The following is a 12,083-nucleotide window of genomic DNA, read 5'->3' as shown; positions in this document are numbered from 1 at the left end:
TTTTTAGAAATGAATAAATGGTCGTATTTCACCCCCGCCGTCAAACAAATTATTCGAAAAAGATATACCGTTATCTCCAGTTCTAGAGAGTCCTACATAAACAATATTACTGAAACGACCTGACACATACGTACTCTCAACATTTGTATTAGTAATGATATAACCATAATACCACCCAAAAACAGTACCAATTGATTTCCTATTTGTACCTCTCAAAGGAAATATACGTCCTAATGGCGTTTGGCAGATATACTTGAATTTACCAGTTACACCAGTTTCAGAATGTGCCCAATCGGTATATCCAGACCAGTCGATTGGATAATCGGCAGCATTTGCCATCATATTTAATGCTGCAATAACTTGTCCTAAACTTGGAAGAAACCAACGACCGACATTAGCACCTGTAATAGTATATCCAGGGTTATAGTGAGCTGCAGCATAAACACCAGGAAAGTTATTTTGGTCATTTGCTTTAATTATCCCTCCTACTGTACCAGAAGCATCATAAGTCCAATGTTCTCCGTTCATATCTGTCATGGCAGTAGTAACTGTATTATAATGTGTCATATTAATACCATTATTAGGATTATAGCCATAGCTATAACTTCCATATTTATTACCACTGATCGGATCCAACGCCATTGCCAATCCTCTTGAAGTAGAGGTTTTCTTTTGAATTACCAATCCTATACGTTCCTTAGTAGGATTAGCTGCAACTGATCCTGTTGTACCATCGCTAAAAAGATAATCTACTCTAGGCCAAAATAGTACTGAAAGGTCATACGACTTATTCATTTGAAAAGTACTTCCTATTGTTAGAAGTCTAATTGAGCCTGCATTCGCCAAGCTCCTACCAAACATTGTACCACTTGTAAAATTCATTTGTAAATCTGTACAGTCTGTTCCTGGTAGAAAGTAAACAAAATTATCACTAGTAACATATCCAGGATTACCATATTTGTCTGGTTCTTTCAAAGTTGAATACGTTAGCGTACCTCCTCTTGCTGTCCCATCATGCGACTGTGTAAACGAATTTGTTGCACCTACATAGGTAACTTTTGTTGGTACATTTGTACCTACTGGTTTTATTTCTGCCACAGCATTAGGACCTGGTTTACCATAAATTTCTAAAGTTATTGCTAACCGAGTACATGCATGTTTCATTTCAAAAGGAACAAACTGTTGCGCTTGATTCTGAATAGTAACTTCTTTCTGACAGAAATAAGCTTCTTTAGCATCGTCTTGACTCAATTCTACATTGTCGCCTACTTCGTGGAACTTATCGTTGTAGCAAATAAAATTATAGTTACCTGGTTCTAAAGACATCTGTTTGCTTGCACCTGCATCAGGGGTAAAAGTAGAGCCATTAAATGTTCCCTTCATAGAACCTTTTAGTACACCATCTTTATAAGCACGAATAGAATAATGCTTCGGTCCAGTTATAGCACGTGTAGCTATTTTTTTAGGTGTAGTTGATTTTATTGTGCTTTGCATTACGCAAGCTTCAAAATCATTACCCAAATCCATTAGCTTTGGTTCTGCCGAATTCCCATCTGCTCGAGTTGGATCTATCTTTGTATCCTCGTAATCTGTTTCTGTCATTGAGAAACTTATGCCTGTTTTCTCGTTTATTCGTGCAGGAGTATTGGGTTCTATATTATCGTTACTACATGCCGAAACTAATAATGCCACACAAAATAGTGGTAAAAAAGATATCTTCATTTTCATCTTATAATTTTTTGATTGTTTTAAACCTCAAATTCTCCATTATTGCGTCCTAGTCCTATTTCCCATTGCGTGTTATCCTCAGCTTCACTTGAATTTGATGCATCAGGTCTTACTGAAGTACAAAAGACATATTCTGTCGCAATTCTTATGACATTGCATTCAGGCTTTTCGTAAGCCTTTAAACTTTTTGTTTTTTTCTTCATATTATTATGATACTTTTGTTTGTAAATTCTGAGTTATTTTGCCCTTATAAAAGTTAGATAAGGACACAAAAAAATAACAAAGGAAACTTCTGAAAGTCCTTTGTTTACTATAGTTTGCACGACACGCTTCACGCGCGCGTACGCAAAAAAATTAGAATTTTAGTTAGACCTGGCTTTACTAGAGAGAGAGAGAGAGAGTATACAAATATTTGGAACTACCAAATATTTAGCTACCTTTCTTTCGCTATTCTCTTTCTTTAACATTGAGAGTAAAGCAGATGCCTTTTGAGAATAAATATCTCCTAAACATAATTTTGCAAGCGAAACAGTTGCACTTACACCTTTATTATACAAGGCGTAGAACAATGTTATAATTTGTTGGTTTATTTGTATCACTTGTTAAATCTGTTTTAATCTGGGGGCAAAGGTAACAATATTAATTAAAAACTGCAAACAAATTAAGAAAAAATATCAAAATAACACGAAAATAAGTATAGAGAATATCGGCAGAGAGCCGTGTTTACTGTGGTTTCAGGCTGTTTTTTCTCTATATTAGTAAAAATACTTACACCTTATTATATAAGAGATACCCAAAGTAGAGCTATAAAACACACGAACGTATACATTGAATTTGGCAGAACGATGGAATAACTGTACCTTTGCACCTATGATAGATACATCTTCGTTTCAAGGAAAAACGGCAAAATATTACACCTTAGGGTGCAAACTTAATTTCTCTGAGACTAGCACTTTTGCTCGTATGCTGCGTGATATGGGTGTACGAGAAGCCAAAAAGGACGAAGTAGCCGACATTTGCCTTATAAATACATGTTCGGTTACAGAGGTTGCCGACCATAAATGTAGACAGGTTATAAACCGTATGGCAAGACAAAACCCAGGTGCTTTTATTGTGGTTACAGGTTGCTACGCACAATTAGAAAGCGAACGAGTTGCCAATATTCCAAACGTAAACTTGGTATTAGGAAGTAACGAGAAAGCAGACTTAATACAATATCTTAGCAATGCATGGAACAACTTTGACGGACAAGCAAAACAAGGTAGCTACCATTCGGTAAAAACAAAAGATATTGTGAAGTTTCAACCCAGTTGCTCCAGAGGTAACCGCACACGCTACTTCTTAAAAGTTCAAGATGGTTGCGACTACTTCTGCACTTATTGTACCATACCTTTTGCACGTGGGTTTTCGCGTAATCCTAATATAGAATCGCTCGTAAAACAAGCCGAAGAGGCAGCAGCAGAAGGAGGAAAAGAAATTGTATTGACTGGTGTAAATATTGGCGACTTTGGTAGAACAACAGGCGAAAGTTTCTTAGACTTGGTGAAGGCTTTAGACAAGGTGGAAGGCATTGAACGCTTTCGGATAAGTTCGCTCGAGCCAGATCTTATTGATGATAAACTTATAGAATTTTGTGCACAATCGCGTGCTTTTATGCCGCACTTCCATATACCATTACAGAGTGGTTCAGACAAAGTGCTAAAGCTAATGCATAGGCGTTACGACACAGCACTGTTTGCCCATAAAATAAACCTTATAAAAACAATTACACCAGATGCCTTTATTGGTGTTGATGTTATGGTGGGCTGTAGAGGCGAAGAACCACAACTGTTTGATGAGTGCTACAATTTTATTTCGTCGTTACCCATCACACAACTCCACGTATTTCCTTACTCTGAACGGCCAGGCACATCGGCTCTTTCCATACCATATATTGTAGACAATAAGGAAAAGAAACGTCGTGCACAGAGGCTGTTGCAACTTTCTGACCAAATGACACACAATTTTTATGCAGAGCACATAGGACACGAAGCAGAAGTGTTGTTCGAGAAAGCTGTACGAGGAAAAGCAATGCACGGATTTACTAAAAACTATATTCGGGTAGAGTTTTCGCCGGCTCAAGTTAAAGAATCGTACGACAACCAGATTATGAGAGTACAACTCGGCGAATTTAACTTCGATAAATCTGCATTAAAAATAGAACTATTATGAAAGTAGCCATTGTTATTTTAAATTGGAATGGTAAGGCGATGTTACAGAAATATCTACCATCGGTAGTTAGATACTCGCAAGACGAAGCTGAAATTATTGTAGCCGACAATGCTTCTACCGACGATTCTATACAATGGTTAGCCAAAGAATTTCCAAAGGTAAGAACCATTGTGTTAGACCAGAACTATGGTTTTGCTGGAGGCTACAATAAAGCATTAAAACAGGTAGAAAGCGAATACTACATATTGTTAAACAACGATGTAGAGGTAACACACCACTGGCTAACAGAACTAATAGAAGAAATGGACGCAAAACAGACTATTGCTGCTTGCCAACCTAAATTGCTTTCTGTTTACAATAAAGATAACTTTGAATATGCAGGAGCTGCCGGTGGTTTTCTGGATAAATATGGCTACCCATATTGTAGGGGAAGAATATTCGAAAATGTAGAAGAAGACAACGGACAATATGATACAAATTCGGAGATTTTTTGGGCTACAGGAGCTTGTCTTATGATACGCTCTAAAGATTACTGGTCGGTAGGTGGATTTGACGAACGTTTCTTTGCACACAACGAAGAAATAGACTTATGCTGGCGACTACAACTGATGGGACGAAAGATATTTTGTTTCCCAACAAGTTGTGTTTATCACGAAGGCGGAGGCACACTACCAAAATCGAATCCAAGAAAAACTTTCCTTAACTTCCGTAACAACTTAACAATGCTATGGAAAAATCTTCCTGAGGAAGAATTAAAATATGTAATGCGTGTTAGATGGGTATTAGACTATATAGCGGCTCTACAAATGTTGCTATTAAAGTTTAATTGGCGCGATTGCTTTGCCGTTATAAAAGCAAGACGAGACTTTAAGAGATGGCGAAATTTGTTTGAACATACTAAACAACAAGGCTACAAAGACAAACGCACCCCCTACTCTATTCTCTGGCAATACTACGCAAACAAAAAAGATACATTCAGTAAATTAGAAAAAGAATAGGCATAGAACTATTGCACAAAATATGTGTAAAGATAGTAAACCGAATGCTGTATTTTAAGATTTTTAGCAGAGTAGTTGTACGATTAAATATTTTTAAGTACTTTTGCAGTTAAAGAACAGATTAAATTAGTCAAAAAAAAGAAGTAGTGAGAAGAGTTTATTACATATTGTTTGCATTGTGTATAGTTCTAACAAGCTGCCATATAAAAATTTCTTCTGAAGAGGAAGAAAATAGTAACATTGTGCAAATAGAACGTTACGATCGCTTAGAATATCGTTACCTAACTACAGGCGATTTCTCGGCGTTGCAACAAATGAACACTGAATATCCAATGGAAACACGTACGCTTATAGAAGATGTGGTAGAACTTGGGAGTGCTACCGACCCCGATATAAATGCTAAATTCTTAAAGTTCTATCAAGATACAACACTGCAAGCGCTTATTGCGTCTGTAGAGTCGGAATATGCAAATGTCGATGACTTAAACGAACAACTTAGTGCTGCTTTTAAATACTTAAAACATAAATTGCCAAATATAGACGTGCCGCGTATCTATGCGCAGATATCTGCATTAGACCAAAGCATTGTTGTGGGAAATGGAACTGTAGGAATTTCGCTTGATAAATATTTAGGTGAGGACTTTCCACTCTATCTAAAATACTACACACCATTACAAAGGCAGCAAATGACACGCGACCATATAGTTTCCGATTGTTTATCGTTTTATTTAATGAGCGTCTACCAATTAAAAGACTTTGATAGTCGCCCACAGTTTGAGCGCGATCTTCATATAGGGAAAATTCATTGGGTAGTTAATCAGGCTTTAGGGCATCGTATATTCCGAACAAAATACGTTGTAACAGTAGAGAACTATATGCAAGAACACAATAATGTATCGTTCGATGAGCTTTTAAGAATTACCGACTTCTCTAAATTTAAGATGTTGTAATCAATAGGTGTTCATAAAGTTTAATATAGTTTGCTCTACAATACATCAGTCAGCCATTAGACCACAACATATTACATCTTGTTTATCCCATTTGTTTCCGCCAGCCACTAATGTAAAGGTAGTGGTTTAAATGTACTGATTTTTTTAGATATCTCTAACTTGCAAATTAGATATCTGTGACGTTCGTTACAGATATCTGTCGTGCTGCTATTAGATATCTCAATTTATTCTATCTGTTTATCGTCGTTGTTTAAAGAATTGTTGCATCAACAGTTTACATTCTTCTTCTCGCACACCTTTTGTTACAATAGTTCGTTTGTGGAGCGCTTGTGGAGCAAAGGCAGAAAAGCCACGTTTCTCGTCGCTACAACCATAAACAACACGCCTTATTTGTGCCCACCCCAATGCACCTGCACACATTACGCAAGGTTCTACCGTTACATAGAGCGTACAGTCTTGCAAATATTTTCCGCCCAATTCGTTAGCAGACATCGTTATGGCTTGCATCTCTGCATGGGCAGTAACATCTATCAGAGCCTCTGTAAGATTGTATGCTCGTGCTATAATTTTATCTCGACACACTATTACAGCACCAACAGGAACCTCTCCCTTCTTAAAAGCTTCTTCTGCTAACATCAAGGCATGTCCCATATAAAACTTGTCTTTTTCTATTTGTTCTTCGCTACTCATATCTTCTTATATATAGCACGCAAAATTACAATATTAATCTTATAATTGGGAAAAAAGCCATACCTTTGTGGCACAATAAGAACAGACAAGCTGTTTACTTTTATTTTTCAACAACCTATCATTTCGAATAGTATGGCATTACACAACGAAACCGGCAAATGGGGCGAACAAATAGCATGCGAATATCTTATGCGCGAAGGCTACAGAATTGTAGAAAGAGACTGGAAATATGGTCAGCGCGATATAGATATAGTAGCCATTGAAAACGATGTTTACATATTTGTAGAGGTTAAAACACGTAGAAACGAACGATTTGCCAATGCCGATACTGCTGTAACACCACAGAAAATACGTTCCATTTCTATTGCAGCTAATGCATATATTAAGGGACATTGTCTAGACCGTGAAATACGTTTCGATATAATAACCATTGTTGGAATGCCCGATAAATACGAAATACGACACGTTAAAGATGCCTTTCTACCATTTATTTGATGAGGAAAAACGAAAACAGCAACTATACTTTTACTTGTATGAACATTATTCGAAAGATACGAGCAGCTTTTCAAAAAGAAAAGATATCGACAACCAAAATAGTGCGGTTAGAAACGGTAAGTAGCACGAACGACTATTTAAAAACTTATACGCCTACAGAAACTGAACAAATGACGGTGGCTGTGGCTGACTTCCAAACTTCCGGACGCGGACAAGGTTCTAACTCGTGGGAAAGCGAAGCAGGCAAAAACCTATTGTTCTCTGTACTCTTACACCCCTCCGAAGTACCTGTTGCTTGTCAGTTTCTACTATCAGAATATGGTGCCTTATCGTTGCGAGAAGCATTGCTACACTACGTAAACAATGGTAGCATTACGCTGAAATGGCCTAACGATATATATTGGAACGACAAAAAACTAAGCGGTACACTGATAGAAACCAAATTAAGTTGTGGCAGAATTAAAGACTGTGTGTTTGGTGTAGGACTAAATGTAAACCAAACGGAGTTTAAAAGCGATGCACCTAATCCAGTTTCGCTTAAACAAATCTTAGGAAAAGAAGTTAATCGAGAAGAATTATTGCAACATATTATTGAAGCATTTGAACGCAACTACGAACTTATTCGTAGTGCAAACTATGGTACAATTGCAGCAATGTATCACGATGCATTGTATCGGTCGAAAGGTTTTTATACTTACGAAGATGCAAACGGAGTGTTTGAAGGAGCTATCGTTGAAGTGGAAGACGATGGACACTTAATTCTTCGAGATAAAGAAGGAACTATTAGAAGTTACGAATTTAAAGAAATAAAGTATGGCAAGATTTAAAAGAATTCTACTAAAGCTTTCTGGCGAAAGCTTAATGGGCAAACAAGGATATGGCATAGATACAGAACGCCTTGAAGACTATGCACGCCAAATTAAAGAAATACACGATATGGGTGTGCAGATTGGTATTGTAATTGGTGGAGGCAACATCTTTCGTGGCTTAACTGGTAGCCAGAAAGGTTTCGACCGTGTAAAAGGCGACCAGATGGGTATGTGTGCAACCGTTATTAATTCGCTCGCATTAAGTTCGGCGTTAGGTGCTTTTGGTGTTAAATCGAAAGTGATGACGGCAATACGTATGGAACCTATTGGCGAGTTCTACAATAAATGGAAAGCAGTAGAAGCACTCGAATCTGGATACGTTTGTATATTTTCAGCTGGTACAGGCAATCCCTACTTCACCACCGATACAGGTTCGAGCCTGCGTGGTATAGAGATTGAAGCCGATGTTATGTTAAAAGGTACACGTGTAGATGGTGTGTACACAGCAGACCCTGAGAAAGACCCAACAGCTACTAAGTTCTCTGAAATTACTTACGATGAGATTTACAACAAAGGGTTAAAGGTTATGGACCTTACTGCCACTACTATGTGCAAAGAGAATAACCTTCCTATCTATGTTTTCAATATGGACATTGTTGGTAATCTAAAGAAAGTTATAGATGGCGAAGATATTGGCACCTTGGTACACAATTAAGTAAATGTAGCAAACATAGTATAACTCATATTCACACAATGAGTGTCCTATAGTTATAAGAACTCTATTTATAGTGCTCGGATATTATTATGAGATAATTCATAATAAGAAATACATATTCTTCAGAGACATTATAAATAGAGTTCTACACTACTAACGCTATACCAAACGTTGCTTGGTATATTATAAATTGCTTCCATTCTCAACACAACTTGTTGAATTAAATATAGAAGTTATTCTTAATACATTTGAATGCACATTAAAACTAAATATCTATATAGTCGTTAATATAATACACCTTTCCTACTTGTGTTTAGAAAAAAAGTAGTATATTTGCGCTGCATTCGTATTTGCGGCATGCAACTATGAAAAAGAAATCTCTCAAAACATCAATGACTATGATTAAGAAATATGTAGATGAAAATGAAGCTAGAATGCTCGAAGAGCTTTTTAGCCTGATACGCATTCCAAGCGTAAGTGCACAACCAGCTCATAAGGAAGATATGGTACGCTGTGCTGAAAGATGGAAAGAATTGCTTTTGAAAGCAGGTGTAGACAAAGCAGAAGTAATGCCTTCAAAGGGCAATCCAATGGTTTACGCAGAAAGAATAGTAGACCCAAATGCAAAAACTGTTTTGGTTTACGGCCACTATGATGTAATGCCAGCCGAACCATTTGAACTATGGAAAACTGAGCCATTCGAACCAGTTATAAAAGATGGTCATATCTGGGCACGTGGTGCTGACGATGATAAAGGTCAATCGTTCATTCAAGCTAAAGCTTTTGAATATATCAACAAGCACGACTTGTTAAAGCATAATATGAAATTCATCTTTGAAGGCGAAGAGGAAATAGGCTCTGGTAGTCTTGGTCCATTCATCGAAGAACACAAAGATTTGTTGAAGTGCGATGTAATTCTCGTATCCGACACATCGCTTATTGGTGCTGATGTACCATCTATAACAACAGGTTTGCGCGGTTTAGCCTACTGGCAGATAGAAGTTACAGGTCCAGACCACGACCTTCACTCTGGTACATTCGGCGGTGCAGTGGCTAATCCTGCAAATGTTCTTTGTAAGTTGATAGGAGATGTAACTGGTCCTGATGGAAAAATACGTTTCCCAGGATTCTACGATGATGTAGAAGAAGCATCAAAAGAGGAACGTGAACTTGTTGCTTCTATACCTTTCAACGAAGAAGAGTATAAGAAATCGCTCGGCATAAAGAATATATTTGGCGAAGAAGGCTATAGCACAATCGAGCGTACAGGCTATCGTCCATCGTTCGATGTATGCGGACTTTGGAGTGGTTATCAAGGCGAAGGTGCAAAAACCGTAATTCCTTCAAAAGCGTACGCAAAGATATCTTCACGTCTTGTACCACATCAAGATTATAAAAAGATTGGGCAGCTTGTTGTAGACTATTTCAATAAGGTGGCTCCCGATACTGTTAGCGTGAAAATAGAAATGCTTCACGGTGGTTATGGCTACGTTTGTCCTATCGACTTCCCTGCTTATAAAGCTGCTGAACGTGGATTTGAAAAAGTATTTGGTAAGCGTCCATTGCCAGTTCGCATAGGTGGAAGTATTCCTATCATCTCTACATTCGAGAAGTTACTCGGCACAAAGAGTGTGCTAATGGGCTTTGGTTTAGAGTCGAACGCAATACACTCTCCAAACGAAAATATGCCAGTAGACCTTTGGAAGAAAGGCATAGAAGCCGTTATCAACTTCCATTTGGAATACGATAAAGAAGCGTAAAAAACAATACTAACACATAAAAATCCCTGTCTCATCTGATTGTTTGAGACAGGGATTTATTTATATTTTGTAAAACAATTACACTTTATAGCCTTACAGCTTTCTTAATATCCTAAAAAGATAGCTTAAAGTTTTGTTATATCGGAAACTTACAATACCTTTGCACCCACATTTACAATATTTTTTTGGGCTTGTATGGATTTGACGGCAAGACGAAATGGTATGTAAGCATGCGGAGCATTGATGACTGGCTCCTAAATCTCGGTTATCGAACAATTAATTGGCGAAAATAATTACGCTCTCGCTGCCTAATCGAAGTACAGTAGATTACTGGCTTTATTCGACTATTAGATAGTTGAACGAGACACTGCTCCAAAGATGTTGTTCCGAATCGTAGGATAAAGCGGTGCAGGTTAAATCGGAAATAGTTTGTGTAAGCCTCATTGCACAGATGAAGATTTAGAGGATAAGGCATTGGTTGGTGGTTCAGGTCTTGCCAATGCTCGAAAACCAAAGGCTGAAATAAGCATGTAGAAAGCGTATGGTTTCCTTGTGCGGACCGGAGTTCGACTCTCCGCAGGTCCACTTTTAACAAACAAACTATTGGCAATTCACCAATAGTTTGTTTGTTTTTATATCTGCTTTTTACCGAATTGAACTATATTGTTTAAATTCAGAGAGTATATAGATGGGAGAGTTATAAGCAATCTCTACTAAATGTAGATTTATGCATCGGTCGCAAATATAGATAATAAATACATAAATTCTAATTTATCTGACACTTTCTCGAGTAGTCTCTACTCTTATTTAGTCGGCAGTTTGCTTACTCTATCTCAATTTCTTGGGTATGTATGGAGATATATTTATTACATTATATTCAGTTTCTCCGTAGGAACTGTTAGTTTCATACCTACGAAACTGTGAGTTTATACGCAGGAATTATAAGTTTCATACCTACGAAACTGTGAGTTTCTATGGAGAGACAATTTATAAAGCATATACTTTTCTGTTAAAAGTACCGTGTGTTCGAGAGTAAACGTTGCATAAAAAAGAGTGAAACCATTAGGGGTTCCACTCGAAACTATCAATGAATTCATCGAAATTCGGCTCTAAATCTGGGCAAATGACTTTGAATACTTCTGCTATTTCGGCTTGCTGATTCTCCGAAATCAGCTTATCGCCTCGCCTAGCTTTAAAGTAAAACGATCGAGATGGAAAGCAATATTGCACCTCTTCGCGCATTAGTTTTAATTTCTTTGCCGGAACTTCGTCGTAAATGTGTCGCATTCCTTTGGCAAAACGTTTCGGCTTTGCTTCTACAAACCACTGGCAAGGTTGCGTTACTGTGCGAGTTTGCATATAGCGCGGGTCTACAATTTCTATAATTTCGTTGTCGTTTTCTCTACGTTCCAGCTTCATTGCCAGTGCCCGCAAACATTGTTCAGCCCGTTTACACTGCTGTTTTGTGGCTATGCAATGTGTGTAATTGTATGGTACGTCTTCTCGTTTTATTTCCATAATGTATTGATTTGTCGTAAAAATAGTACAAAGAATATACCAGTAAAACGGTGTCGAACGTATTTTTATTTCATTCGTTTGGTTTTTAAATAGTTTTTAATTAATTTTGCAAATGGATTGAGGATTGTCCTCCTTCCACATTTTTTTATTAAATAAAAGAGGCGTTATGTCTTCTTCTTGTGTGATAAAAGCGTAGGAAACTTATAATC

At 37.4% G+C, this 12,083-nt stretch carries 11 protein-coding genes and 1 other RNA gene; 8 read left to right on the top strand and 4 right to left on the bottom strand.

All coding sequences use genetic code 11. The features are described 5' to 3' along the window. Window positions 1-3 precede the first annotated feature (3 nt). Window positions 4-1,728 carry a hypothetical protein gene (locus HMPREF9144_RS12655; protein WP_006044560.1) on the bottom strand — a complete coding sequence of 575 codons (1,725 nt, stop codon included), beginning with the start codon at window positions 1,726-1,728 and terminating at the stop codon, window positions 4-6. Between the two features lie 20 nt (window positions 1,729-1,748). Continuing rightward, window positions 1,749-1,931 carry a hypothetical protein gene (locus tag HMPREF9144_RS03830; protein ID WP_006044559.1) on the bottom strand — a complete coding sequence of 61 codons (183 nt, stop codon included), beginning with the start codon at window positions 1,929-1,931 and terminating at the stop codon, window positions 1,749-1,751. Between the two features lie 667 nt (window positions 1,932-2,598). Here HMPREF9144_RS03830 and mtaB point away from each other — a divergent pair. The 3 genes from mtaB to HMPREF9144_RS03810 all read left to right on the top strand — a co-directional run bounded on the left by mtaB (window position 2,599) and on the right by HMPREF9144_RS03810 (window position 5,887). Beyond that, a complete protein-coding gene (mtaB, locus tag HMPREF9144_RS03820) occupies window positions 2,599-3,939 on the top strand; it encodes a tRNA (N(6)-L-threonylcarbamoyladenosine(37)-C(2))-methylthiotransferase MtaB (RefSeq protein ID WP_040595379.1) in 1,341 nt (446 codons plus the stop codon). Next, window positions 3,936-4,937, top strand: coding sequence for a glycosyltransferase family 2 protein (locus tag HMPREF9144_RS03815; protein ID WP_006044556.1), 1,002 nt, complete (start codon window positions 3,936-3,938; stop codon window positions 4,935-4,937). The genes mtaB and HMPREF9144_RS03815 overlap by 4 nt, the downstream gene beginning before the upstream one ends. A gap of 146 nt (window positions 4,938-5,083) precedes the next feature. Beyond that, window positions 5,084-5,887 carry a gliding motility protein GldB-related protein gene (locus tag HMPREF9144_RS03810; RefSeq protein WP_006044555.1) on the top strand — a complete coding sequence of 268 codons (804 nt, stop codon included), beginning with the start codon at window positions 5,084-5,086 and terminating at the stop codon, window positions 5,885-5,887. Window positions 5,888-6,124: 237 nt separating this feature from the next. Here HMPREF9144_RS03810 and HMPREF9144_RS03805 read toward each other — a convergent pair whose 3' ends face one another. Then, window positions 6,125-6,577 (bottom strand): nucleoside deaminase, encoded by a 453-nt coding sequence (locus tag HMPREF9144_RS03805; RefSeq protein ID WP_006044554.1) that lies wholly within the window; start codon window positions 6,575-6,577, stop codon window positions 6,125-6,127. Window positions 6,578-6,709: 132 nt separating this feature from the next. Between HMPREF9144_RS03805 and HMPREF9144_RS03800 the strand changes: the two genes are divergently transcribed. The 5 genes from HMPREF9144_RS03800 to ssrA all read left to right on the top strand — a co-directional run bounded on the left by HMPREF9144_RS03800 (window position 6,710) and on the right by ssrA (window position 10,944). Beyond that, window positions 6,710-7,072 carry a YraN family protein gene (locus tag HMPREF9144_RS03800; RefSeq protein ID WP_040595561.1) on the top strand — a complete coding sequence of 121 codons (363 nt, stop codon included), beginning with the start codon at window positions 6,710-6,712 and terminating at the stop codon, window positions 7,070-7,072. Between the two features lie 38 nt (window positions 7,073-7,110). Then, a complete protein-coding gene (locus tag HMPREF9144_RS03795; RefSeq protein WP_040595560.1) occupies window positions 7,111-7,899 on the top strand; it encodes a biotin--[acetyl-CoA-carboxylase] ligase in 789 nt (262 codons plus the stop codon). Then, complete coding sequence (gene pyrH, locus HMPREF9144_RS03790; RefSeq protein ID WP_006044551.1) at window positions 7,886-8,596, top strand: UMP kinase; 711 nt, start codon at window positions 7,886-7,888, stop codon at window positions 8,594-8,596. Before HMPREF9144_RS03795 ends, pyrH begins: the two co-directional genes overlap by 14 nt. 398 nt (window positions 8,597-8,994) lie before the next feature. Next, the gene (locus HMPREF9144_RS03785; RefSeq protein WP_040595559.1) at window positions 8,995-10,356 is read left to right on the top strand and encodes a dipeptidase; all 1,362 of its coding nucleotides are present in this window, start codon (window positions 8,995-8,997) and stop codon (window positions 10,354-10,356) included. A 187-nt stretch (window positions 10,357-10,543) separates the two neighbouring features. Next, window positions 10,544-10,944: a transfer-messenger RNA gene (gene ssrA, locus HMPREF9144_RS12840) on the top strand. A gap of 474 nt (window positions 10,945-11,418) precedes the next feature. Here the strand turns inward: ssrA and HMPREF9144_RS03780 are convergent. Continuing rightward, on the bottom strand, window positions 11,419-11,874 hold the full coding sequence (locus HMPREF9144_RS03780) for a DUF6078 family protein (RefSeq protein ID WP_006044549.1): 456 nt from the start codon (window positions 11,872-11,874) through the stop codon (window positions 11,419-11,421). Window positions 11,875-12,083: the final 209 nt, after the last annotated feature.

The sequence above is a fragment of the Prevotella pallens ATCC 700821 genome (assembly GCF_000220255.1).
GTDB classification, from domain to species: domain Bacteria; phylum Bacteroidota; class Bacteroidia; order Bacteroidales; family Bacteroidaceae; genus Prevotella; species Prevotella pallens.
Note: the sequence above shows the minus strand (reverse complement) of the source record. Positions and strands in the feature narration are given on the sequence as shown.

Bases quoted from the DNA above. Each gene is read 5' to 3' on its own strand.
- HMPREF9144_RS03780 (WP_006044549.1), bottom strand. From the start codon at position 11,874: ATGGAAATAAAACGAGAAGACGTACCATACAATTACACACATTGCATA.
- pyrH (WP_006044551.1), top strand. From the start codon at position 7,886: ATGGCAAGATTTAAAAGAATTCTACTAAAGCTTTCTGGCGAAAGCTTA.
- mtaB (WP_040595379.1), top strand. From the start codon at position 2,599: ATGATAGATACATCTTCGTTTCAAGGAAAAACGGCAAAATATTACACC.
- HMPREF9144_RS03805 (WP_006044554.1), bottom strand. From the start codon at position 6,577: ATGAGTAGCGAAGAACAAATAGAAAAAGACAAGTTTTATATGGGACAT.
- HMPREF9144_RS03800 (WP_040595561.1), top strand. From the start codon at position 6,710: ATGGCATTACACAACGAAACCGGCAAATGGGGCGAACAAATAGCATGC.
- HMPREF9144_RS03830 (WP_006044559.1), bottom strand. From the start codon at position 1,931: ATGAAGAAAAAAACAAAAAGTTTAAAGGCTTACGAAAAGCCTGAATGC.
- HMPREF9144_RS12655 (WP_006044560.1), bottom strand. From the start codon at position 1,728: ATGAAAATGAAGATATCTTTTTTACCACTATTTTGTGTGGCATTATTA.
- HMPREF9144_RS03795 (WP_040595560.1), top strand. From the start codon at position 7,111: ATGAACATTATTCGAAAGATACGAGCAGCTTTTCAAAAAGAAAAGATA.
- HMPREF9144_RS03785 (WP_040595559.1), top strand. From the start codon at position 8,995: ATGATTAAGAAATATGTAGATGAAAATGAAGCTAGAATGCTCGAAGAG.
- HMPREF9144_RS03815 (WP_006044556.1), top strand. From the start codon at position 3,936: ATGAAAGTAGCCATTGTTATTTTAAATTGGAATGGTAAGGCGATGTTA.